General features: G+C 56.2%; 23 protein-coding genes. 14 read left to right on the plus strand and 9 right to left on the minus strand.

Annotation, left to right across the window (positions count from 1 at the left end):
• Positions 1-153 precede the first annotated feature (153 nt).
• Positions 154-2,679: a bifunctional glycosyl transferase/transpeptidase gene (gene mrcB / locus DAI21_RS00485; RefSeq protein WP_107702234.1), complete on the minus strand. Its 2,526-nt coding sequence runs from the start codon at positions 2,677-2,679 to the stop codon at positions 154-156.
• 83 nt (positions 2,680-2,762) lie between these two features.
• The gene (hrpB, locus tag DAI21_RS00490) at positions 2,763-5,192 is read right to left on the minus strand and encodes an ATP-dependent helicase HrpB (RefSeq protein WP_107702235.1); all 2,430 of its coding nucleotides are present in this window, start codon (positions 5,190-5,192) and stop codon (positions 2,763-2,765) included.
• A gap of 72 nt (positions 5,193-5,264) precedes the next feature.
• On the opposite strand from hrpB, the gene thpR reads away from it, so the two are divergent.
• The 9 genes from thpR (at position 5,265) to panD (ending at position 12,428) form a co-directional block, all read left to right on the plus strand.
• Positions 5,265-5,795 carry an RNA 2',3'-cyclic phosphodiesterase gene (gene thpR / locus DAI21_RS00495; RefSeq protein ID WP_107702236.1) on the plus strand — a complete coding sequence of 177 codons (531 nt, stop codon included), beginning with the start codon at positions 5,265-5,267 and terminating at the stop codon, positions 5,793-5,795.
• A gap of 13 nt (positions 5,796-5,808) precedes the next feature.
• Entirely contained in the window at positions 5,809-6,513 is a 705-nt protein-coding gene (gene sfsA, locus DAI21_RS00500; protein WP_100777580.1) for a DNA/RNA nuclease SfsA, read from the plus strand.
• 174 nt (positions 6,514-6,687) lie between these two features.
• Positions 6,688-7,143, plus strand: coding sequence for an RNA polymerase-binding protein DksA (gene dksA, locus DAI21_RS00505; RefSeq protein ID WP_001155232.1), 456 nt, complete (start codon positions 6,688-6,690; stop codon positions 7,141-7,143).
• 71 nt (positions 7,144-7,214) lie between these two features.
• A complete protein-coding gene (gluQRS, locus tag DAI21_RS00510; protein ID WP_107702237.1) occupies positions 7,215-8,105 on the plus strand; it encodes a tRNA glutamyl-Q(34) synthetase GluQRS in 891 nt (296 codons plus the stop codon).
• A gap of 175 nt (positions 8,106-8,280) precedes the next feature.
• Positions 8,281-9,681, plus strand: coding sequence for a polynucleotide adenylyltransferase PcnB (pcnB, locus tag DAI21_RS00515; protein ID WP_107702238.1), 1,401 nt, complete (start codon positions 8,281-8,283; stop codon positions 9,679-9,681).
• On the plus strand, positions 9,678-10,157 hold the full coding sequence (gene folK / locus DAI21_RS00520) for a 2-amino-4-hydroxy-6-hydroxymethyldihydropteridine diphosphokinase (RefSeq protein WP_100777583.1): 480 nt from the start codon (positions 9,678-9,680) through the stop codon (positions 10,155-10,157). The genes pcnB and folK overlap by 4 nt, the downstream gene beginning before the upstream one ends.
• Before the next feature lie 122 nt (positions 10,158-10,279).
• Positions 10,280-11,071: a 3-methyl-2-oxobutanoate hydroxymethyltransferase gene (gene panB, locus DAI21_RS00525; protein ID WP_107702239.1), complete on the plus strand. Its 792-nt coding sequence runs from the start codon at positions 10,280-10,282 to the stop codon at positions 11,069-11,071.
• A gap of 11 nt (positions 11,072-11,082) precedes the next feature.
• Complete coding sequence (gene panC / locus DAI21_RS00530; protein ID WP_100777585.1) at positions 11,083-11,937, plus strand: pantoate--beta-alanine ligase; 855 nt, start codon at positions 11,083-11,085, stop codon at positions 11,935-11,937.
• 110 nt (positions 11,938-12,047) lie between these two features.
• Complete coding sequence (gene panD / locus DAI21_RS00535) at positions 12,048-12,428, plus strand: aspartate 1-decarboxylase (RefSeq protein WP_095284178.1); 381 nt, start codon at positions 12,048-12,050, stop codon at positions 12,426-12,428.
• Between the two features lie 2 nt (positions 12,429-12,430).
• On the opposite strand, the gene DAI21_RS00540 is transcribed toward panD, so the two are convergent.
• From DAI21_RS00540 to DAI21_RS00555, 4 genes are all read right to left on the minus strand, one after another.
• Positions 12,431-13,678 carry a polysaccharide deacetylase family protein gene (locus DAI21_RS00540; protein ID WP_100777586.1) on the minus strand — a complete coding sequence of 416 codons (1,248 nt, stop codon included), beginning with the start codon at positions 13,676-13,678 and terminating at the stop codon, positions 12,431-12,433.
• Positions 13,679-13,741: 63 nt separating this feature from the next.
• Complete coding sequence (locus DAI21_RS00545; RefSeq protein ID WP_100777587.1) at positions 13,742-14,182, minus strand: PTS sugar transporter subunit IIA; 441 nt, start codon at positions 14,180-14,182, stop codon at positions 13,742-13,744.
• Between the two features lie 107 nt (positions 14,183-14,289).
• On the minus strand, positions 14,290-15,060 hold the full coding sequence (locus DAI21_RS00550) for an ABC transporter permease (RefSeq protein WP_100777588.1): 771 nt from the start codon (positions 15,058-15,060) through the stop codon (positions 14,290-14,292).
• A complete protein-coding gene (locus DAI21_RS00555) occupies positions 15,057-15,983 on the minus strand; it encodes an ABC transporter ATP-binding protein (protein ID WP_100777589.1) in 927 nt (308 codons plus the stop codon). Before DAI21_RS00555 ends, DAI21_RS00550 begins: the two co-directional genes overlap by 4 nt.
• A gap of 107 nt (positions 15,984-16,090) precedes the next feature.
• Here DAI21_RS00555 and can point away from each other — a divergent pair, with 107 nt between their 5' ends.
• Positions 16,091-16,753, plus strand: coding sequence for a carbonate dehydratase (can, locus tag DAI21_RS00560; RefSeq protein ID WP_095280808.1), 663 nt, complete (start codon positions 16,091-16,093; stop codon positions 16,751-16,753).
• 106 nt (positions 16,754-16,859) lie between these two features.
• Here can and hpt read toward each other — a convergent pair whose 3' ends face one another.
• Entirely contained in the window at positions 16,860-17,396 is a 537-nt protein-coding gene (gene hpt / locus DAI21_RS00565) for a hypoxanthine phosphoribosyltransferase (protein WP_100777590.1), read from the minus strand.
• A gap of 204 nt (positions 17,397-17,600) precedes the next feature.
• Between hpt and DAI21_RS00570 the strand changes: the two genes are divergently transcribed.
• Positions 17,601-19,991 carry a glucose/quinate/shikimate family membrane-bound PQQ-dependent dehydrogenase gene (locus tag DAI21_RS00570; RefSeq protein WP_102104615.1) on the plus strand — a complete coding sequence of 797 codons (2,391 nt, stop codon included), beginning with the start codon at positions 17,601-17,603 and terminating at the stop codon, positions 19,989-19,991.
• Between the two features lie 84 nt (positions 19,992-20,075).
• Here DAI21_RS00570 and cueO read toward each other — a convergent pair whose 3' ends face one another.
• Positions 20,076-21,647 (minus strand): multicopper oxidase CueO, encoded by a 1,572-nt coding sequence (gene cueO / locus DAI21_RS00575; RefSeq protein WP_107702240.1) that lies wholly within the window; start codon positions 21,645-21,647, stop codon positions 20,076-20,078.
• Between the two features lie 145 nt (positions 21,648-21,792).
• Between cueO and DAI21_RS00580 the strand changes: the two genes are divergently transcribed.
• The 3 genes from DAI21_RS00580 to speD all read left to right on the plus strand — a co-directional run bounded on the left by DAI21_RS00580 (position 21,793) and on the right by speD (position 23,923).
• Positions 21,793-22,140 carry a YacC family pilotin-like protein gene (locus DAI21_RS00580; protein ID WP_100780766.1) on the plus strand — a complete coding sequence of 116 codons (348 nt, stop codon included), beginning with the start codon at positions 21,793-21,795 and terminating at the stop codon, positions 22,138-22,140.
• 117 nt (positions 22,141-22,257) lie between these two features.
• A complete protein-coding gene (speE, locus tag DAI21_RS00585; RefSeq protein ID WP_107702241.1) occupies positions 22,258-23,127 on the plus strand; it encodes a polyamine aminopropyltransferase in 870 nt (289 codons plus the stop codon).
• 1 nt (position 23,128) lies between these two features.
• Entirely contained in the window at positions 23,129-23,923 is a 795-nt protein-coding gene (gene speD, locus DAI21_RS00590; RefSeq protein ID WP_100777594.1) for an adenosylmethionine decarboxylase, read from the plus strand.
• A 31-nt stretch (positions 23,924-23,954) separates the two neighbouring features.
• Here the strand turns inward: speD and yacL are convergent, their stop codons facing one another.
• Positions 23,955-24,317, minus strand: coding sequence for a protein YacL (yacL, locus tag DAI21_RS00595; RefSeq protein WP_100777595.1), 363 nt, complete (start codon positions 24,315-24,317; stop codon positions 23,955-23,957).
• Positions 24,318-24,361: the final 44 nt, after the last annotated feature.

Below are 24,361 nucleotides of genomic sequence, written 5' to 3' on the forward strand. Positions count from 1 at the left end.
CATAGCAAGCGATATGCGGCCCTACAAGAATTGAGGGTTTAAGAAATAACCAGAGGGAAAATGAGGAGTTAAAGCAGGATTAAATAAGGGTTAGGAATATGTTCTTTATGCGTGAATAAACTCCCTCTCCCGCAGGAGAGGGAATTCTCAGACTTAGTTACTGCCGAACATGTCTTTGATCCAGCCCGCCACGCCGTCGCTGTCTTTCTTATCATTCTGCGGCTGCTGCTGTTGTTGCTGCTGCGGCTGCTGTTGAGGCTGAGACTGCTCAAACGGGTTGCCCGTCGGCTGTTCTGGCTGGCTTTGCTGACACAGTGATTCCGGTTTGTCCGTCCAGACCGGCAGGGAACGCATCCCGCCGCCGCAGACGAAGTTACCCGACTCATCCACGCCCATATCGACGATATCTTCCGGCGGCGTCAGGTTCAGCGGCACCGGCGACTGGTTGGTCAGGTAACGCTGGTAGATAGACATCGCGCCGCTCGCACCGTACAGACGGGTCGGCTGGTTGTTATCACGTCCAACCCAGGTGATCACCACTTCACGACCATCAATCCCGGCAAACCAGGTATCGACGTTGTTGTTGGTGGTCCCGGTTTTACCCGCCAGATGCAGGCCCGGATATTTCGCGCCCAGTTGGCGACCCGTACCGCGCTGCACCACTTGCTGCATGGTCCACAGGGTCATGTAAGCAGCCTGCGCGGGAACTACGCGTTCTGCCTGCGGGAAGCTCTGATAAAGCACCGTACCGTCTTCAGCAATCACCGAGCGCACCGCAGAGAGCTGCGCACGGTTACCGCCGCTGGCGATGGTCTGGAAGGCCTGCGCCACTTCGATAGGCGTCAGGTTCAGTGCCCCCAGAATCATCGCTGGCACCGGGTGCAGCTGATCTTTTGGCACCCCCAGTTTCTGCCAGGTATCGGTGATCGCCGGCAGACCCAGCGCCATACCCAGGTTAACCGTCGGGACGTTCATCGAGCGCGTCAGAGCATCCACCAGCATCACCTGTCCGCTGAACTGTTTATCGTCGTTCTGCGGAGACCAGACCTGGCCATTCGGCTGACGCAGCGCAATCGGCGCATCGGCAATCCAGGTATTGAGTCGATACTGATTCGGCTGGCTCAGAGCAGTCAGATAGGTCGCCGGTTTTGCCAGAGAACCAATCGAACGACGCGCCTGCATCGCACGGTTGTAGCCCGCAAACTGCGGCTCTGCCCCGCCAACCATCGCGCGCACTTCACCGCTATAACGATCGACGACGACCATTGCGGTTTCCAGATCGCTCAGCTTGCGCTGCTTTTTCAGCACCGGAATGCCGTCAACAGCAGCTTTCTCAGCGGCGTCCTGCGCCACGGAGTCAAAGGTGGTAAAGATCTTCACGCCGGAGAGATCTTTCACTTTGTCGCCGAGTTTGGTCTGCAACTCCTGACGCACCATCTGCATAAAGGCAGGCTGTGGCGAGATCACGCCACCGCGCGGCTGCACACCCAGCGGACGCGCGCTCAGCATGTCGTACAGCTCCTGATCGATCACCTGCTGCTGTTGCAGCAAGCGCAGAACCAGGTTACGACGCTCCAGCGCCAGTTTCGGGTTGCGCCACGGGTTATAGATTGACGCGCCTTTCACCATCCCCACCAGCAGTGCCTGCTGGTCGAGGCTCAGCTCTTCCACCGGACGGCCAAAGTAGTAGAGGCTCGCCAGCGGGAAACCGCGGATTTCGTTATCGCCGCTCTGACCGAGATACACCTCGTTCATGTACAGCTCAAGAATGCGATCTTTGCTGTAGCGGGCGTCCATCAGCACCGCCATGTACGCTTCGTTGGCTTTACGCCAGTAAGAGCGTTCGCTGGAGAGGAACAGGTTTTTCACCAGCTGCTGGGTCAGGGTACTCGCCCCCTGCACCGTACGACCGGCCGTCAGGTTCGCCAGCACCGCACGCCCGATGGAGTACAGGCTCACGCCGTCGTGCTCGTAGAAGTGGCGGTCTTCGGTGGCCAGCAGGGTATCAATCAGCAGATCCGGGAAGCCATTACGCGCGACAAACAGGCGCTGCTCGCCGTTTGGCGAGGAGAGCATGGTGATCAGGCGCGGGTCGAGACGGAAGAAACCGAACTGACGGTTGCTGTCCAGGTTCTCGATGGTTTCAAGATGGTCGCCGTCAAAGGTCAGACGCGCGCGCACCTGCCCTTCTTTGCTGTCCGGGAAATCGAACGGACGGCGAATCATCTCGATGCTGCTCGCCTGCACGGTAAACTCGCCAGGGCGGGTCATTTTCGACACCTGACGGTACTGCGTGGCTTCCAGCAGTTTGACCATTTCGTTCTTGCTGATGGACATGTCCGGCTCAAGGTTCACCATGCGACCGTACACCGCCGCAGGTAACTGCCAGACTTTACCGTCGATACGGCTGCGGATCTTCTGATCCAGGTACACGCCGTAAATCGCCATCAGAACAACAAATACAATAAACAGCTTCAGCAGCAGCCAGAACCAGCCACGTCTGCCACGAGGCTTCCGCCCTTTGCCTTTTCCTTTACGCGGCATGGGTTCATCCTCATCATCGTCTTCATAGTCATCGTCATACTCCTCATCTCTGAGGCGACGACGGCTGATTTTTTCCTTCGCCGGACGCGCAGGTTTACCCTTACGTCCTATTGGCTCGCGGTCATTCCCCGCCATGCTTTCTCTCCGCAACATTCCAGGCGCAATGGCCCGATTCTCTTTTCTTCCACCCAACGGTGAAAGAAGAAATCTCTCAAAACCTATGAATACTTCTTCGTCCGCCGCGTCGGCGCGGTATTCGCCGGATCGTCCGGCCAGACGTGTTTCGGATAACGCCCTTTCATCTCTTTCTGCACGTCGCGATAGCTACCGGCCCAAAAAGCACCGAGATCGCGCGTGATTTGCAATGGACGATGGGCGGGCGACAGCAGCTCCAGCACCAGTGGAACGCGCCCGTCGGCTATCGATGGCGTGGTGGCTTCACCAAACATCTCCTGCATTCGTACCGCCAGTGCCGGAGGATTATCCTCATGATATCGAATGGCGATCCGGCTTCCGGTCGGCACAGTGTAATGCGAGGGGAGCGAACTCACCAGTCGTTGACGTAATGACCAGTCGAGTAAATTCTCAAGTGCGGCCTTCACATCCAGTGATTTCAGCGCTTTCAGGGAGTGCACACCGCCCATTTCTGGCAGTAACCAGGTTTCCAGGGAGGCCAGCAGCGCATCGTCGTCCACCTCGGGCCACGGGTACTCTGGCAGCCAGCGCGCGGCGCAGTGTAAGCGCAGGCGATACTGTTCCGCTTCCGGCGTCCAGTTCAGCACAGTCAGCCCTTTATCGCGAATACCGTTGAGCATCGCCTGATGCAGCTCGTCTTCTGACGGTTTCGCCAGCGGTTTAACGCTGACGGTCAGTTTACCGATCTGGCTGCGGCGAAATGCTTTCAGGGTGCCCTGCGCGTCGTCCCACTCGATGGTGTCCGACTGCTGCAACAGCTGCGGGCAATCGCGTGTGAGCGCGTCGATATCCACCGCTATCGCCTGTAAAATTCGCGCGTCCGGGGACGAACTGCCCTGCAACAGCAGCGGCGCTATCAGCCATTCGTGGCGAGTGAGCGCGTCCTCGCTGTCAAGCATCGCGCCCATGCCGTTCGCCAGCTGGTAGCGGCCATCGATGCCCCGCCTGCGTGCGATGCGATCCGGGAAAGCCTGCGCCAGCAGGCCGGGGATCAGATCGCTGTCCAGCGCTCCGCCACGGCGGTTCAGGCGCTGACAAAGCCGCTGGGCGCGCTGCTGCCAGTTGGGCTGATTGCGCGAAAAGGCCGAGGCCAAATCGCTGCTCCCGCCGCGCGGAGGTTCTTCCAGAATCGCCGCCAGCTTCGCGGCAGTGGCGATTTCATCATCCTCTTTTGCCGCCACCAGCATCGCCGCCAGACGCGGTTCGTTGCCAAGGGTCGCCATTTTCTGGCCGCGAGGTGTCAGGCGTTCATTCTCTAACGCACCAAGCTGAGTAAGCAGCCTGCGCGCCGCCGCCAGATTTACCGCAGGCGGCTGGTCGAGCCAGGCCAGTTGACTCGGATCCGGGCAGCCCCATTGCAACAGCTCCAGCAGCAGGCCGGAGAGATCGCTTTGCAGAATTTCCGGCGTGCTCTGCGTCGCCGCACGTTCTGCCTGCTCGGCGCTGGTCAGGTGCAGACAAATCCCCGGCTCCAGGCGTCCGGCGCGGCCTGCGCGCTGGGTCATGGATGCCTGGCTGATGCGCTGCGTGAGCAGGCGGGTCAGGCCGGTGCGCGGATCGAAGCTCGCCACCCTCTCCTGCGCCGTATCGACCACCAGACGAATGCCCTCGATCGTTAAACTGGTTTCGGCAATGTTGGTCGCCAGCACCACTTTGCGCTGCCCGGCAGGTGCCGGAAGAATCGCTTTACGCTGTTCGTTCAGCGACAGTGCGCCATACAGCGGGCAGAGCAGCACATCGCTGCCAACGCGTGACGCCAGTTTCTCCTGCACACGCTGAATTTCGCCGACGCCCGGTAAAAAGAGCAGGAGCGAGCCAGACTCGTGGCGCAACAGCTCTGCGGTAGCGATAGCGACCGCCTCATCAAAGCGCTGGTTTGCCGACAGCGACTGGTAGCGGCGATCGACGGGAAATGCCCGCCCTTCGGAGGCGATCACCGGTGCATCGGGAAGGATCTGTTGCAGACGTGGGTTGTCGAGCGTCGCCGACATCAGCAGCAGCCTGAGATCGTCGCGCAGCCCGTGCTGAACATCGAGCAGCAGCGCCAGCGCCAGATCGGCCTGCAGGCTGCGTTCGTGGAATTCATCGAGGATCACCAGCCCCACGCCGTTCAGCTCCGGATCGTTTTGCAGCATCCGGGTGAGAATGCCCTCCGTCACCACTTCGAGGCGCGTCGCGGGGCCGACGCAAGTTTCGGCGCGCATGCGGTAGCCGATCGTTTCGCCCGGCTTTTCATTCAGCAGTTCGGCGAGGCGTTGTGCCACGTTGCGGGCCGCCAGTCGGCGCGGCTCCAGCAGAAGAATTTTTCCGGGAATATTCCCCTCTTTGAGGAGCTGCAGCGGCAACCAGGTCGATTTACCGGCGCCCGTGGGCGCATTCAGCAGGATCTGAGGGGCATGTTGTAACGCGGCAAGTAGCTCGGGAAGTACGGCGGCGACCGGCAATGAGGACACTAACAGCTCCAGAGGGTTAACATTAGACGGCGGACATTGTAGCATCGGCGCATATCATTACCGAGCCCTCCTATGCCTGATTCAAAACGACTGTTTTTCGCCATTGATCCACCGGCCACTGTTCAGCGGCAAATCGTCCGCTGGCGCGCGGCGAATTTTCCGGCCGAAGCGGGCCGCCCGGTTGCGGCCGCCAATTTACATCTGACGCTGGCGTTTCTCGGTGAGGTCAGCGCAGAAAAGCAGCAGGCGCTGTCGGCGATGGCAGGGCGGATCCGCCAGCCGGGTTTTACCCTCAATCTGGACGATGCCGGGCAGTGGCTGCGCTCTCGCGTGGTGTGGCTCGGGACGCGTCAGCCACCGCGCGGGTTGTTGCAGCTGGCGAATCTGCTGCGCGCCCAGGCCGCTCGCAGTGGCTGCTATCAAAGCCCGCAGCCCTTTCACCCGCACCTCACCCTGCTGCGTAATACCGCGCAGGCGGTTGCCATTCCCGCCCCAGGCTTTAGCTGGGCCTTTCCGGTGACCGAATTTGTCCTCTACGAATCCGTATTCCATCAGGGACGCACCCGCTATACGCCGCTGACGCGCTGGACGTTAAGCGAATAATCAAGGACTCACGATGAAGTTTAGCCCTGCCTTACAGCAAGCCACCCTGATTCAGCGCTATAAGCGCTTTCTGGCCGACGTGATCACCCCCGAGGGCGAGCATCTCACGTTGCACTGCCCGAACACCGGTGCGATGACGGGCTGCGCCACGCCGGGCGATACGGTCTGGTACTCCACCTCTGCCAATCTTAAGCGTAAATATGCGCATACCTGGGAAATCACCGAGACCCAGCAAGGCGCCTTTATCTGCGTGAATACCCAGCGCGCCAACCCGCTGGTGAAAGAGGCCATCGACGCCGGGCTGATTCCAGAGCTTATGGGTTACAGCACGCTGAAAGGCGAAGTGAAATATGGCGAGGAAGGCAGCAGAATTGACTTCATGCTACAGGCGGATGACCGCCCTGAGTGCTATATTGAAGTCAAATCAGTGACGTTAGCAGACAGGGATAATGGCTACTTTCCGGATGCGGTGACGCTACGCGGCCAAAAGCATCTGCGAGAGCTAATGAGTGTTGCGGCGGCGGGCAAGCGCGCCGTATTGCTGTTTGCTGTGTTGCATTCAGCGATTGAACGATTCTCACCCGCCCGCCACATTGACCCAAAGTACGCACAATTGTTGAATGAGGCACAAAAGCAGGGGGTAGAAGTTTTCGCTTATAAAGCGGAACTTTCTGCCGATAATATGACTCTGAAGTCGACGCTCCCCGTTGTGTTATAAGGGGTTAGAAGATGACGATTTGGTGTTCTGGCCGCGTGCGCAAATACGCTTTTCCTCACAGGCTTGTCAAGTGTTACGTTTAGATAATTGCCTTACGGAAAAGCATCTGCTATTTATAGCGACCTGATTTTTCCCCCACACGGGGATCGATAGTGCGTGTTAAGGAGAAGCAACATGCAAGAAGGGCAAAACCGTAAAACATCGTCCCTGAGTATTCTCGCCATCGCTGGGGTGGAGCCGTACCAAGAGAAACCGGGCGAAGAGTATATGAACGAAGCCCAGCTGTCTCACTTCAAGCGTATTCTTGAAGCATGGCGTAATCAACTTAGGGATGAAGTCGATCGCACTGTTACCCATATGCAAGACGAAGCAGCAAACTTCCCGGACCCGGTAGACCGTGCCGCTCAGGAAGAAGAGTTCAGCCTCGAACTGCGTAACCGTGACCGCGAACGCAAACTCATCAAAAAGATTGAGAAAACGCTGAAGAAGGTCGAGGACGAAGATTTCGGATACTGCGAGTCCTGCGGTGTGGAAATTGGCATTCGTCGCCTGGAAGCGCGTCCGACTGCCGATCTGTGCATCGACTGCAAAACGCTGGCTGAAATCCGCGAAAAACAGATGGCAGGTTAATTCCTGTTCTGTCGTAACGATCATAAAGGCGGGAGTCACTCCCGCCTTGTGACTTTTTGTCTGCTGTGACTATGCCTCAATCCGACTATATCGGGCGCTTTGCGCCATCTCCCTCTGGTGAGCTGCACTTTGGTTCGCTCATCGCCGCTCTCGGCAGCTACCTGCAAGCGCGTTCTCAGCACGGCCTCTGGCGCGTGCGTATCGAAGATATTGATCCCCCTCGTGAAGTTCCCGGTGCAGCAGAAACCATCCTGCGTCAGCTGGAACATTACGGTTTGAACTGGGACGGAGAGGTATTGTGGCAGTCAAACCGCCACGAGGCTTACCGCGAACAGCTGGCGTGGCTGTATGAGCAAGGGCTGTCTTATTACTGCACCTGCACCCGTGCGCGTATTCAGCAGGCAGGCGGCGTCTACGACGGCCATTGCCGAACCCTGAATAACGGGCCAGAGAATGCGGCGGTGCGTCTGCTTCAGCATCATCCTGTCACCCGCTTTAAGGATTTACTGCTCGGCGAAATTAACGCCGATGAGCGTCTGGCGCGTGAAGATTTTATTATTCATCGTCGCGATGGCTTATTTGCTTATAATCTTGCTGTGGTGGTGGACGATCATTTCCAGGGCGTGACAGAAATTGTACGCGGCGCAGATTTGATTGAACCGACGGTGCGACAAATTTCGCTCTACCAGCAGTTAGGCTGGAAGGTTCCGGACTATATTCATTTGCCGCTGGCGCTGAATGAACACGGGAATAAACTTTCCAAGCAGAATCACGCGCCCGCGCTGCCTGACGGGGATCCGCGCCCCGTTTTGATCGACGCATTACGATTTCTAAACCAAAATGTGAACAATGAATGGCAGGATTTATCCGTTGATGAATTGCTGAAAAAAGCCGTCGAGGGCTGGTCGCTCTCTGCCGTGCCAAAAATCCAGCATTCTCAAATGCGTCTCGCTGAGCTATGATTAGCCGCTTTTTACACGAAGCATCTCCGCTGTATCAAGGCGGCAACTGAGTGAATCACCGCGAGTTTACGCTTGTAAACAGCCCGTGAGAGCGAAGGCAGCCAACGCAGAGGCAGCATAAAAGATGACGTGTAATTTTTTGTCCAATATATGAAACACACTACCGAGGTGTACTATTTTTACTCGAGTCGCTAATTTTTGCCGTAAGGTGCTAAGCCGCGATGAGAGCGTAGCGAATGACGCTATTGCTCAATCCCATATGTCGGTTATTCCGCGTGAGCAGCACACTATTTCCCGCAAAGATATCAGTGAAAATGCCCTCAAGGTGCTCTATCGTCTGAATAAAGCAGGCTACGAGGCCTTTCTCGTGGGCGGCGGGGTTCGCGATTTACTGCTTGGCAAAAAACCAAAAGATTTTGATGTGACGACCAGCGCCACGCCGGAACAGGTGCGTAAATTATTCCGCAACTGTCGCCTGGTAGGCCGTCGTTTCCGTCTTGCACACGTGATGTTTGGTCCGGAAATTATCGAAGTGGCAACCTTCCGTGGCCACCACGAAGCCGGCGCACCAACCGATCGCACGACCTCTCAGCGTGGCCAGAACGGCATGCTGCTGCGTGACAACATCTTTGGTTCTATCGAAGAAGATGCCCAGCGTCGCGATTTCACCATCAACAGCCTTTACTACAGCGTGGCAGATTTCACGGTGCGTGATTTCGTGGGCGGCGTACAGGACCTGAAAGAGGGCGTGATTCGCCTGATTGGCAATCCTGAGACCCGCTACCGCGAAGATCCGGTGCGCATGCTGCGCGCCGTGCGCTTTGCTGCCAAGCTGAATATGCAGATAAGCCCAGAGACCGCTGAGCCGATTCCGCGTCTGGCGACGCTTATCAACGACGTGCCACCGGCGCGTCTGTTCGAAGAAGCGCTGAAAATGCTGCAAGCCGGTTACGGGTATGAAACCTATAAACTGCTGCGCGAAAACAGCCTCTTCCAGCCACTGTTCCCGACCATCGTGCGCTACTTCACCGAAAGCGGTGACAGCCCGATGGAGCGCATTATCGCTCAGGTGCTGAAAAACACTGACACCCGCATTCATAACGATATGCGTGTGAATCCGGCGTTCCTGTTCGCGGCGATGTTCTGGTATCCACTGCTCGAAACTGCGCAGAAAATTGCTCAGGAAAGCGGCCTGGCCTATTACGATGCCTTTGCGCTCGCCGCCAACGACGTGCTGGACGAAGCCTGCCGTACGCTGGCGATTCCTAAGCGCATCACCACGCTGGTTCGCGATATCTGGCAGTTGCAATTACGTATGTCTCGCCGTCAGGGCAAGCGTGCGTGGAAGCTGATGGAGCATCCGAAATTCCGCGCGGCTTACGATCTGCTGGCGCTGCGCGCTGAGATCGAGAACAACAAAGAGCTGCAAAGTCTGGCCCAGTGGTGGGGCGAGTTCCAGGTTTCCGCTCCGCCGGAACAGAAAGGGATGCTCACCAATCTGGATGAAGAGCCAGAACCGCGTCGCCGTCATCGTCGCCCACGCAAGCGCGCACCGCGCCGCGAAGGCAGCGCATGACCCTCGCGTATATCGCCATCGGCAGCAATCTGGCCTCTCCTCTGGAGCAGGTTAATGCTGCCGTTCAGGCGTTAGGCGAGATCCCGCAGAGCCGCCTCGTGAAGGTTTCTGCGTTTTACCGCACGCCGCCGCTCGGACCGCAGGATCAGCCTGATTACCTGAACGCCGCTGTGGTGCTTGAAACATCCCTCGATGCCGAAACCTTGCTGGATAACACCCAGCGCATTGAGCTTCAGCAGGGCCGCCAGCGTAAAGCAGAACGCTGGGGACCGCGCACGCTGGATCTCGATATCATGCTGTTCGGTGATGAAGTCATTAATACGGACCGCCTGACGGTGCCGCATTACGACATGAAAAATCGCGGTTTTATGCTCTGGCCGCTGTGGGAAGTCGCCCCTGAATTAACCTTCCCCAACGGTGAATCGCTGCAGGCGATTTTGCAGCAGCTCAACGCCGAAAAACCCGCCCTCTGGTAATCCCGTTTTTTTGCTGATAACCCCTAAAATAATTGGTGTTAATCGGTTGCCTAAAATCATTGTTCCCCCGAATGTTACTGTTAGAATGCGCAAAGATTCGTTTTGGGCTATCAGGAAACATTATGAAACCAACCACCATCGCCTTATTGCAGAAATGCAAACAGGAAAAAAAACGCTTCGCCACGATCACCGCCTATGACTACAGCTTCGCGAAGCTGTTTGCCGACGAAGGCATTAAGGTCATGCTGGTCGGCGACTCGTTAGGGATGACGGTACAAGGACATGATTCCACCCTGCCAGTGACGGTAGAAGATATTGCTTACCATACCCGCGCCGTTCGTCGCGGTGCGCCGGAGTGCCTGCTGCTTTCCGACCTGCCTTTCATGGCCTATGCCACGCCAGAACAAGCCTTCGAAAATGCCGCCGCCGTGATGCGCGCAGGCGCCAATATGGTGAAAATCGAAGGCGGAGCCTGGCTGGTCGACACCGTGAAAAAACTGACCGATCGCGCAGTGCCGGTTTGCGGCCATCTCGGTTTAACGCCACAGTCGGTGAATATTTTCGGCGGATATAAAGTTCAGGGGCGCGGCGAAGCAGGACAAACGCTGCTGGACGATGCGCTGGCGCTGGAAGCCGCCGGTGCGCAGCTGTTGGTGCTGGAGTGTGTGCCCGTTGAACTGGCCAAACGCGTCACCGAAGCGCTCTCAATCCCCGTGATTGGCATTGGCGCAGGCAACGTGACCGACGGGCAAATCCTGGTGATGCACGACGCTTTCGGCATCACCGGCGGCCACATTCCTAAATTTGCGAAGAATTTCCTAAGCACCGCGGGCGACATGCGCGCTGCGGTCAGGCAGTATATTGCCGACGTCGAATCCGGTGTTTACCCGGCTGAAGAACACAGTTTCCATTAAGGAGTCTCATTGTGCTAATCATTGAAACCTTGCCACTGCTGCGTCAGCACATTCGCCGCCTGCGTCAGGAGGGTAAACGTATCGCCCTGGTCCCGACCATGGGCAATCTGCATGATGGCCACATGAAACTGGTCGACGAAGCGAAAGCCCGCGCCGATGTCGTCGTGGTGACGATTTTCGTTAACCCGATGCAGTTCGACCGTGCCGACGATCTGGCGCGCTACCCGCGCACGCTGCAGGAAGATTGTGAAAAGCTCAAAAAACACCATGTGGATTTCGTCTTCTCACCCACGCCTGACGATATTTATCCGCAGGGTACCGAAGGGGCGACCTTCGTCGATGTGCCGGGCATTTCGACCATGCTCGAAGGGGCCAGCCGTCCGGGGCATTTCCGTGGCGTTTCGACCATCGTCAGCAAGCTCTTCAACCTGGTGCAGCCGGATATCGCCTGCTTTGGCGAGAAGGATTTCCAGCAGTTGGCCCTGATCCGCAAAATGGTCGCAGACATGGGCTACGACATTGAGATCGTCGGCGTGCCGATCGTGCGCGCCAAAGACGGTCTGGCGCTTAGCTCACGCAACGGGTATCTGACCGCTGACCAGCGCAAAATCGCGCCGGCGCTGAGCAAAGTCATGAACGCGATGGCGGAGAAGCTGGAAGCTAACGAGCTGACGGCGGAAGAGATTATCGCTATCGCGGAACAGGAGCTGAACGAAAAAGGGCTGCGTGCCGACGACGTGCAAATCCGCGATGCGGACACGCTGCTGGCACTTTCAGACACCAGCAAACGCGCGGTGATTCTGGTGGCCGCATGGCTGGGCCAGGCGCGTCTCATCGACAACAAAGTGGTTGAGCTGACGCAGTAGACAGCGACTAAAAATCGGGCAATACTGCGCTAATATTTGCCTGGGGAATGTTTCCCCCACCCTGCCCTCTCCAGCCGGAGAGGGACTGCATGAAGAGTAAAGGTAACGTTATGATTCGCACAATGCTGCAAGGTAAGCTTCACCGCGTCAAAGTGACGCAGGCAGACCTGCATTACGAAGGTTCCTGCGCGATTGACCAGGATTTCCTTGAGGCGGCGGGTATTCTCGAATACGAAGCCATTGATATTTACAACGTAACCAACGGCAAACGCTTCTCTACCTATGCGATTGCCGGTGAGCGCGGCTCAAAAATCATCTCCGTCAACGGCGCGGCGGCACACTGTGCTGATGTGGGTGATATCCTGATTATCGCCACCTACGTCACCATGCCGGACGAACAGGCGCGCAGCTGGCAGCCTAAAGTGGCCTATTTTGACGGCGACAACGAGATGAAACGTACCGCGAAAGCCGTACCGGTTCAGGTTGCCTGATGTTACCCCTGCGGCTGATTGCTGATCAGCCGCGACATTGTCTCCAGCGAATCCGTTCTTAAGATATACAGGCGTTTCAGTAAGAACGGATTATCTCCCGGTTTCACCTTCCCTTTTACCGTCGTCACCGCCAGATGAAAACCGGCGTCGTTCGCCGCTTTCACCGCTTTGTCATCGTAACCGCCGAACGGATACGAGAGATAGAGCACGCGCGGGTTGAACTGTGCCAGCGAGCGCCGCGAGCGTTCAAAATCAAACAGAATGACGTGATAGCTACGGCTCAGCAAAATAGGATGTTTATTGCCATCGACGCGGTGCAGGAAGTGGGTGTGCGACTGGATATCAAACACATCCTGAATCTCTTTCAGCTCCGACACGCTCATAAACTGCAGTGATTTCGGGTCCCACTTCTGCGGATGGCCTTTAATTCGCGACGAGATGATAAACGCCGTCGCCTTAAAGCCGTACTGCTTCAGAATCGGCCACGCGTAGCGGTTGACCGACTTCAGACCATCGTCAAAGGTAATCACCACCGCGCGGGCGGGCAGGTTCATTTTATTGCGCACGTAACCTTCCAGCTGATAGAGCGTCAGCGTGGTGTAACCCTGATCGCGCAGCCAGGTCATTTGGTTGTTAAAGGCGCGCACGCTGGTGGTCGTGGAGGTGTGGCGGAAACGGGTGTTCTCTTCATCGCGCAAAATATGGTGATAGGTGATCACCGGAATGCCGCTGTCTTCCTGCGCATCCAGGCTGCTGATCCACGCCAGACGGTTGCCCATGCGGATTTGAAACCAGGTCTGGTTGAGTCTGTCTTTCAGCTTGCTGAGAATGGGATAGCGCAGGTTTGAACTCAGCGTACCAAACGGGGCGCTGCCGCTGTTGGGTGCGTTATACACCGGGGTGTCTTTCCAGGTGATCAGATTCTGGTTACTGAGCGGCTTATTGAGATCGCCCAGACTGTCCTGTACGCGCTGTTTCCCCTGCACCTTTTCCAGATGGCCTTTGTCGATAAACCCGGTGCCAAAGCCGAAGCGAAATTCGTAGTAGTCTGCCGCCGTAGGAACGACCGCAAGAATCTGCCCCGCGCGCACATTGCCGACGTTAACAACCTCGTTGCCCACCTGCGCCCAGATCGCCGCATCTTCAGTGGTTTGCATATATTGAGCGGGTAAGCCCTGTTGGCTTAATAAACTGGCAGAGACGCCGCCGGAGACCAGCAGCAACAGAAGGGAAAAAACGCGTATAAACATGGGATTATTATCGACACTAAAAATCAGTCGCCATTGTAGCAAAAGCGACATCAATACCAATGTTTAATTCTTATACAGATCGTGGAGCAGGACAAAAGGCGGGTTTTTCTGCTGCTGATGCCAGAGGCTGCTGACGCCGGGGATCTCCTGCCCGACCAGCGTATCGCGGAACTCGGCGCTGCTCAGCGTTTCGCGCAGCGGATACATCATCTCCAGCAATGCGTAGTTAATCCCGGAAATCACTTCACAGTTTTCATGCTTGTGACTCAACAACGCGGCGGCGCGATACGGCGCAGCGCCCGATTTGTCGGTCATAAAAATGACGCCCTCACCGGTATCCGTCTCATGCAGCGCATCGCACATCATACGGCTTAGCATGTTGGTGCTCAGCCCGCGCCAGTAGTTCACCGCCCGGCACTGAGGCAGCGGACCCAATTTTTTTTCCAGGCGATCGATCATTGCCTGGGCATCGTCATCATGACAGGTAATCACCCAACCCAACATAGCGTCTCTCCTTTAGGGGAAAGTAGTTTAGCGGAGTGAAGATTAATTTATGGTGATAACTATCAAAGAAAATGCCCCGGCAGGCAGAGTGCTGCCGGGGATGCGGCTTAGCTGCGCAATCCACGTCCGCGCTGAATCAGATACCAGCACAGAATATAGAAAGCGATGATGAAGACGGCGAGGACGATAACGGTGGTAAACAGCGGCACGTCAGTAATGCCGAGGAAGCCAAAGCGGAAGCCGCTGATCATGTAGACAATCGGGTTCAGGTGCGACAGCGCCTGCCAGAACGGTGGCAGCAGCGTCAGGGAGTAGAACACCCCACCGAGATAGGTCAGCGGCGTCAGGACAAAGGTCGGGATCAGGCTGATGTCATCGAAAGTGGTCGCAAACACCGCGTTCAACAGGCCTGCCAGCGAGAACAGGATCGCGGTCATCAGCAGGGTCAGCGCCACGAACATCCATGAATGCACCTGGAACGGGACAAAGAACAGCGAGATAGCCGTCACCAGAATCCCTACCGCCAGCCCGCGCGCTACGCCGCCGCCCACATAACCGGCGATGATGACGTGCGTTGGCACCGGAGCCACCAGCAGTTCTTCAATATTACGCTGGAACTTCGCGCTGAAAAACGACGACGCTACGTTGGCATAGGCGTTGGTGATCACCGCCATCATGATCAGGCCCGGCACGATAAACTGCATATAGGTAAAGCCATGCATTTCACCAATACGGGAGCCAATCAGATTCCCGAAGATGATGAAATAGAGCGTCATGGTGATCACCGGCGGCACCAGGGTTTGCACCCAAATGCGCATAAAGCGGTTAATCTCTTTGGCCCAGATACTTTTTAGCGCCACCCAGTAAAGATGCATCATGCCTGCTCTCCTTGTTTATCCTGGACCAGCGAGACAAACAGTTCTTCCAGTCGGTTAGCTTTGTTACGCATACTCAATACCTGAATGCCCTGCGCGCTCAGCTGCGCAAAGACGCTATTAATGCCCTGCTCACGCAGGACTTCCACTTCCAGCGTCGACGTGTCTACCAGACGATACTGATAGCCCTCCAGCTTCGGCAGCGGGCTTTTGGCCGCCAGATCGAGGATAAAGGTTTCGGACTTCAGCTTGGACAGCAGGTTCTTCATCGAGGTGTTTTCCACCAGCTCGCCGCGCTGAATGATGCCGATATTGCGGCACAGCATTTCAGCTTCTTCGAGGTAGTGGGTGGTCAGAATGATGGTGGTACCTTTGTCGTTCAAATCCTTCAGGAAACCCCACATCGAGCGGCGCAGTTCGATATCCACACCCGCCGTTGGCTCATCAAGGATCAGCAGTTTTGGCTCGTGCATCAGGGCGCGGGCGATCATCAGACGGCGCTTCATCCCGCCGGAGAGCATGCGCGCACGTTCGCCGCGTTTTTCCCACAGATCGAGCTGTTTGAGGTACTTTTCGCTGCGCTCGATGGCGTCCTGACGTTCTACGCCGTAGTAACCCGCCTGATTCACCACAATTTGCTGCACGGTTTCAAACGGGTTGAAGTTAAATTCCTGCGGCACCAGCCCCAGCTGACGTTTGGCGTTGACCACATCTTTTTCGAGATCATAGCCAAACACCGCGACGCTGCCCGAAGACTTGTTCACCAGCGAGCTGATGATGCCGATGGTCGTGGATTTCCCCGCGCCATTCGGCCCCAGCAGGGCGTAGAAATCCCCCGCTTCGACCTGCAAATCAATTCCGCGCAGCGCCTGAACGCCGCCCGGATAGACTTTTTTAAGCTGCTTAAGCTCAAGTGCGATAGTCATGAATTAAACTTACCTATAGTTCTGACACACGTTGTGTGGTTTCAATAAAAGTCGAGTTACCCTATATTAGCGCAACGCTATTACTCGGTTACAGGTCGTTAACCTCTATGAATGACATAGATACACTCATCAGCAACAATGCACTATGGTCAAAAATGCTGGTAGAAGAGGACCCGGGATTTTTTGAGAAGCTGGCGAAGGCGCAGAATCCACGTTTTTTATGGATTGGATGCTCTGACAGCCGCGTCCCGGCGGAACGCCTGACAGGCCTTGATTCGGGTGAGCTGTTCGTTCACCGTAACGTCGCAAACCTGGTCATTCACACCGATCTCAATTGTCTTTCCGTCGTGCAGTACGCGGTTGATGTGCTGGAAGTTGAGCACATTATTATCTGCGGCCATTACGGCTGCGGTGGTGTGCAGGCGGCGGTCGAAAACCCGGAGTTGGGGCTGATCGACAACTGGCTGCTGCATATTCGCGATATCTGGTTCAAACATAGCTCACTGCTGGGCGAAATGCCGCAGGAGCGTCGCCTCGACACCCTGTGCGAGCTTAATGTGATGGAGCAGGTTTATAACCTTGGCCACTCCACCATCATGCAGTCAGCATGGAAGCGCGGGCAGAAAGTCTCCGTTCACGGCTGGGCGTACGGTATCCATGATGGATTGCTGCGCAATCTGGAAGTGACCGCCACCAACCGCGAAACCCTTGAGCAGCGCTATCGTTCCGGGATTGCCAACCTGAAGCTCAAGCACGTTAACCACAAATAACCTGCAAAAAAGCCGGGCGGCGGCTTCGCCTTACCCGGCCTTAAGATGTGCCGTTCACGCTTTCCAGGCCCGGAAAGCACAGTGCTTCCGGGCTAGACCGCTGAAATTACTCGTCCAGCAGTACCACTTTCCCGACATACGGCAGATGGCGATAACGCTGTGCGTAATCGATGCCGTAACCCACCACGAACTCATCCGGAATCGAGAAACCAACAAATTCAACCGGGACGTCAACTTCACGGCGAGTCGGTTTATCGAGCAGGGTGCAGATCGCCAGGGATTTCGGGCCGCGCAGGCTCAGGATCTCGCGCACTTTGGAGAGCGTGTTACCGGAGTCGATAATATCCTCTACGATTAACACATCCTTGCCGCGAATATCTTCATCCAGATCTTTCAGGATTTTCACGTCACGGGTGGTCGACATACCGCTACCGTAGCTGGACGCGGTCATGAAATCCACTTCATGGGACACCTGAACTTCACGGCACAGGTCTGCCATGAACATGAATGAGCCGCGCAGCAGACCCACCAGCACCATATCGCTGCCGCTGTCCTGATAACGTTCGGTGATTTGACGACCCAGTTCGGCGATACGCGCTTTGATCTCCGCTTCCGGGATCATCACTTCAACACTATGTTTCATATTACTAACCGTATGATTTAAAACCAATCTATCACTGCGGATGCAGATACGTCCGTCAATGATTCACAAGTACGGCAGTATACCAGCAAATGGATTCGCCTGGCGCATGAGTTACAAAAAGCTCATTTTGTGATTCCGATCACACTTGTTAATACCTATAATTAATTGCTATCAAATAATTAACAAACTACAGAGTACTTTTCTATGGCTGAAATAAAATCTCAACAGCCGCGTCTACTGGTAACGTTAACAGCCGCTTTTGCCGCTTTCTGCGCGCTGTATCTGTTAATCGGTGGCGTATGGCTGGTCGCGCTTGGCGGCTCCTGGTACTACCCGATTGCGGGCCTGGTCATGATTGCTGTGACCGTCCTGCTTTTGCGGCGTAAACGTTCCGCGCTGTGGCTTTACGCAGCACTTCTGCTCGCAACGATGGTCTGGGGTGTCTGGGAGGTCGGTTTCGATTTCTGGGCGCTCACGCCGCGTAGCGACATTCTCGTTTTCTTTGGTATCTGGCTGATCTTGCCCTTCGTCTGGCGTCGCCTGCTGGTGCCGTCCAGCGGTGCGGTTGCGGCACTGGTCGTGGCGTTGCTCATCACCGGTGGCATTCTGACCTGGGCCGGATTTAACGATCCGCAGGAAGTGAAAGGTACCCTGAGTGCCGATTCCACGCCTGCCGCCGCCATTTCTCAGGTGGCTGACGGCGACTGGCCGGCGTATGGGCGCAATCAGGAAGGACAACGTTACTCGCCGCTGAAGCAAATCAACGCCGATAACGTGAAAAACCTGAAAGAAGCCTGGACGTTCCGTACCGGCGATCTGAAGCAGCCGAACGATCCGGGTGAGCTGACTAACGAAGTCACCCCAATCAAAGTGGGCGACATGCTGTACCTGTGTACCGCTCACCAGCGTCTGTTCGCGCTGGATGCGTCGACCGGTAAGGAAAAATGGCACTTTGATCCGCAGCTGAACACCAACACCTCCTTCCAGCACGTGACCTGTCGTGGCGTCTCTTACCACGAAGCGCGCGCGGACAACGCCAGCCCGGACGTGGTAGCTGACTGTCCTCGCCGTATCATGCTGCCGGTGAACGATGGCCGTCTGTTTGCGATCAACGCCGAAACCGGCAAGCTGTGCGAAACCTTTGCCAACAAAGGTATCCTCAACCTGCAGACCAATATGCCGGATACCACGCCGGGCCTGTACGAGCCGACGTCACCGCCGATCATCACCGATAAAACCATCGTCATTGCCGGTTCTGTCACGGATAACTTCTCTACCCGTGAAACCTCTGGTGTGATTCGTGGTTTCGACGTGAACACCGGCAAACTGCTGTGGGCCTTCGATCCGGGCGCGAAAGATCCTAACGCCATCCCGTCGGATGAACACACCTTCACCTTTAACTCACCGAACTCCTGGGCACCGGCAGCGTATGACGCGAAGCTGGATCTGGTCTATCTGCCGATGGGCGTGACCACGCCGGATATCTGGGGCGGAAACCGCACGCCAGAGCAGGAGCGTTACGCCAGTGCCATCGTTGCGCTGAACGCAACGACCGGGAAACTGGCCTGGAGCTATCAAACCGTTCACCACGATCTGTGGGATATGGATATGCCGTCCCAGCCAACGCTGGCCGACATTACCGTCAACGGAAAAACTGTTCCGGTCATCTACGCGCCAGCGAAAACCGGCAACATCTTCGTGCTCGACCGTTCTAACGGCAAACTGGTGGTTCCGGCTCCGGAAAAACCGGTACCGCAGGGCGCAGCGAAAGGCGACTACGTTTCGAAAACGCAGCCGTTCTCTGACCTGAGCTTCCGTCCGAAGAAAGATCTGACCGGCGCGGACATGTGGGGCGCCACGATGTTCGATCAGCTGGTGTGCCGCGTGATGTTCCATCAGCTGCGCTATGAAGGCATCTTCACTCCGCCGTCTGAGCAGGGCACGCTGGTCTTCCCGGGTAACCTGGGGATGTTTGAATGGGGCGGTATCTCGGTCGATCCAAACCGTCAGGTGGCGATTGCCAACCCGATGGCGCTGCCGTTTGTCTCGAAGCTGATCCCACGCGGTCCTGGTAACCCGATGGAGCAGCCGAAAGACGCGAAAGGCAGCGGCACTGAAGCCGGTATTCAGCCGCAGTACGGCGTGCCGTATGGCGTTACGTTGAACCCGTTCCTCTCTCCGTTTGGCCTGCCGTGTAAACAGCCTGCCTGGGGTTACATCTCCGCGCTGGATCTGAAAACGAACCAGGTAGTATGGAAAAAACGTATTGGTACGCCACAGGACAGCATGCCGTTCCCGATGCCGGTTCCTGTTCCGTTCAATATGGGTATGCCGATGCTCGGCGGCCCAATCTCTACTGCCGGTAACGTTCTGTTCATTGCGGCAACCGCAGATAACTACCTGCGTGCGTACAACATGACTAACGGTGAGAAACTGTGGCAAGGCCGTCTGCCGGCCGGTGGACAGGCCACACCGATGACCTACGAAGCGAATGGCAAGCAGTACGTTGTCATCTCCGCGGGCGGTCACGGGTCATTTGGCACGAAGATGGGCGACTATATCGTCGCGTATGCGTTGCCGGATGATGTGAAGTAGATGTGAGTGAAATGCAAAACGGCAACCTTCGGGTTGCCGTTTTTAGAACTCTGGCCGGGTAAGGCGAAACGCCGCCCGGCTTTTTTACACCGTAAATCCTAGCATCATCCCCGTATCTTCATGTTCCAGCAGATGGCAGTGGGCCATATAGGCAAACTCCTTCGGTGCGTCATGCTCAAACTTCACCAGCACTTCGCTGACTCCGCCCTCCACCCGCACCGTATCTTTCCAGCCCGTTCGATGTGTCGCCGGCGCTTTGCCGTTCTCGGAGATAATGCGGAACTGCGTGCCGTGAATATGGAACGGATGCAGCATCATGTCGCCCTCGCCTGAAATCACCCAGCGTTCGTACTGACCCTTACTGGCCGCAAACATCGGGGTGTTCATATCAAAGGCCTGACCGTTAATACGGTTGGCGTTATGGAAATCAAACCCTTTCCCACCGCCGTGATTCATATGGCCCATGTTGCCCATCTTGCCGTGGTCCATATTCATATGCCCCATCGACTGGCCGTGGTGCATGCCCGCCATCGCCTGATCGCCATATTTGTTCATCAATGCCTGCATGCCCATCATGTCGAGCATGGGGTCCATCGACAGCTGGAGTTTGCGCTGGGTTAATCCGTCGAGGGACGGCATCGCAGGCATGGCCGCCAGCGTATCCGGCAGCGTACCGGAGGCCGTCACCCGCAGCGGCTGAATGCGCAGCACCGGATGCGGCTTATCGAACGGCGCAACGGCCATCCCCATCTGACTCACCGGGAGGGTAATGAGGTCAAACGGTTTCCCGTCGCTGATATCCACCAGCACTTCGAAACGCTCACCCATCAGCATCGGCAGTTCGCTGACTTTCACCGGCTCAGCCAGCAGCCCGCCGTCGCTCGCCACCACGTACATTGGACGCTGATCGCTGGTGGCAAAGTTCAGGGAGCGCGCGTTACAGCCGTTGAGCAGGCGCAGGCGCAGCCAGCCTCGCGGCGCTGAATGCTGCGGATAAATCGCCCCGTTGGTCAGGAGCGTATCGCCAAACCAGCCGACGGCGGCGCTCATCACGTCGAGCTGATAGTCGATCTGCCCCTCAGCGGTAAATTTCTTGTCCTGTACGATCACTGGTACATCGTCGATGCCCCACTGTTTTGGCAGACGCAGCATCCGGCTTTCGTCATCTTCAATGAGCACCAGCCCCGCCAGCCCCATCGCCACCTGATGCCCGGTTTTGCCGTGCTGATGGGGATGGAACCAGCAGGTCGCTGCGTGCTGGTCCGGGGTAAAGGTCACCGTGCGCTCACCGCCCGCTTTGATCACCCCCTGCGGGCCACCGTCGACCTCACCGGGAACCTCCAGGCCATGCCAGTGCAACGTCGTCTCTTCCGCAAGGGTATTATGAATATTCACCGTCACCGGTTTGCCCCGGGAAAGCTGAAGCGCCGGACCGAGCAAATTACCGTTATATCCCCATGTGGTGGCCTGATGCGCGCCAAAGGTCGATTTTCCCGACTGAACGATTAACTGGATGCGACTGCGGGCGTCGGCAGTCAGTAAATCAGGGATGGGCAGGGTGGGTCTGTCGGCGGCAAATGCGGCGCGGCTCCATAAAGGTAACGCGCTGGCAGCCCCCAGTACGGCTGAATATTTCAAAAAATCACGACGTTGCATGTTCATTCCTTTTTTCCGTGCAGGCGATATTTTGAGCTTAAACCCTCCCCTTGGGAGAAGGTCAAGTAAAGCGGCAATAATAAAGGTCGTCGCGCTGGTATCAAGTATGCTAACGTTTAATTTCCGTGACGCAGTGGTAAAAGCAATGAAGACGTTTTTCAGGACAATTTTGTTCGCCAGCCTGGTGGCGATGAGTGCGAACAGTTATGCGCTGAGTGAAAACGAAGCGGAAGATATGGCCGATCTGACGGCAGTTTTTGTTTTCCTGAAAAACGATTGTGGATACCAGAATTTACCCAACGGGCAGATTCGTCGCGCACTGGTTTTTTTTGCCCAGCAGAATCAATGGGATCTCAGCAACTACGATAGCTTTGACATGAAGGCGCTCGGTGAAGACAGTTACCGCGATTTAAGCGGCATTGGCATTCCTGTCGCGAAAAAATGCAAAGCGCTGGCCCGCGATTCGCTGAGCCTGCTCGCCTACGTGAAGTAACCCTTCCCGACGCCCCTTTGTTGCAATGATGGCCGTGCATGCGCGGTCGTTGTTGGCTATGATGTTGCGCCCATTTTGCGTGGGTGTAATGGATGTTAACAAAGGAGGTATCAGCCTGTGACCGATAACACCTTGTGGCATGAAACGCTGCATGACCAGTTTGGTCAGTACTTTGCCGTTGATAACGTGCTTTATCATGAGAAGACCGATCATCAGGATCTGATCATTTTCGAGAACGCCGCGTTCGGGCGCGTCATGGCGCTGGACGGCGTGGTGCAAACCACCGAGCGCGATGAGTTTATCTATCACGAAATGATGACCCATGTGCCGCTGCTGGCGCACGGACATGCGAAACACGTGCTGATCATTGGCGGCGGCGACGGCGCAATGCTGCGCGAAGTCTCCCGCCATAAAACCGTCGAGAGTATCACGATGGTCGAGATCGACGCCGGCGTGGTCTCTTTGTGTCGCCAGTACCTGCCAAACCACAATGCGGGCAGCTACGACGATCCGCGTTTTACGCTGGTGATTGACGACGGCGTTAATTTTGTTAATCAGACCCGCCAGACCTTCGATGTGATAATCTCCGACTGCACCGATCCCATCGGGCCGGGCGCGACGCTCTTCACCTCGTCCTTCTACGAAGGCTGCAAACGCTGCCTCAACCCTGGCGGGATTTTCGTGGCGCAGAACGGCGTCTGTTTCCTGCAGCAGGACGAAGCCCTCGACAGCCATCGCAAGCTGAGCACCTATTTTGGTGACGTCAGCTTCTATCAGGCGGCGATCCCGACCTACTACGGCGGCATCATGACCTTTGCCTGGGCGACGGATAACGGGGCGCTACGCCATCTGTCGACCGAGATAATCCAGGCACGCTTCCATCAGGCAGGCCTGAAATGCCGTTACTATAATCCGGCAGTCCACACGGCGGCCTTTGCCCTGCCACAATATCTGCAAGACGCGCTGTCCTCTAAGGGGGTGAACTAAATTGAAAAAGCTGAAACTGCATGGCTTTAACAACCTGACCAAAAGCCTGAGTTTTTGTATTTACGATATCTGCTACGTGAAAACAGCGGAGGAGCGCGATGGTTATATCGCCTATATCGATGAACTCTACAATGCCAACCGCCTGACCGAGATCCTGTCAGAAACCTGCTCCATCATCGGGGCCAATATCCTGAACATTGCGCGTCAGGACTATGAACCGCAGGGTGCCAGCGTCACGATCCTCGTGAGCGAAGAGCCGATCGACCCGCAGCTTATCGATCCCACCGAGCACCCAGGCCCACTGCCCGAGGCGGTGGTCGCCCATCTCGATAAGAGCCATATCTGCGTGCACACCTATCCCGAAAGCCACCCGGAAGGCGGGCTGTGTACCTTCCGCGCTGATATCGAGGTCTCCACCTGTGGGGTGATTTCACCGCTGAATGCGCTGAACTATCTCATCCATCAGCTGGAATCCGATATTGTCACCGTGGACTATCGCGTGCGCGGTTTCACCCGTGATATCAACGGCATGAAGCATTTTATCGATCATGAGATCAATTCGATTCAGAACTTTATGTCCGAGGACATGAAGGCGCTGTATGACATGATGGATGTGAACGTCTATCAGGAAAACATCTTCCACACCAAGATGTTACTGAAGGAATTCGACCTGAAGCATTACATGTTCCACACCAGGCCAGAAGATTTAAGCGAAGAGGAGCGGAAGGAAATTACCGACCTGCTCTGGAAAGAGATGCGCGAAATCTACTACGGCCGCAATATTCCGGCCGTGTAAAGCGCACGGGGAGCAAGGACGCTCCGCTGATTTACTTCTGTTTCATGAAATCACGGTACGCCGCTACCACCTGCAAAAAGTCCTCCACGCCACACAGCGACAGGCTCTCTTCGTCGTAGTAGCTCATCCCCTCTTCCATCTCATCGCCTGAAAACTCAAGCTGATTGGCGCGCACCATGACCTCTTCCCCGTCCATCCAGAGGGTGTATTCATGTCCGACGCGCTGCCAGGATCGCTCGCTGCCTTTTACGGTTTGCGCAGCGTCTTCGACTTCGTCGAGCAGGGCGAGATTTTCTTTCACTTCTTCGTTAAACCAATGCCCGACCACCTCGTGGCCCATCGACATACGCACTTTCACCACTCCGGTGATATCGCGCAGAAATTCGTAATCCATGGTGTTTTCCTCTGCAGAGCCATTGGCGTAATTATCGCAGATAG

This window comes from Lelliottia sp. WB101 (assembly GCF_003051885.1).
Classification (GTDB): Bacteria; Pseudomonadota; Gammaproteobacteria; order Enterobacterales; family Enterobacteriaceae; genus Enterobacter; species Enterobacter nimipressuralis.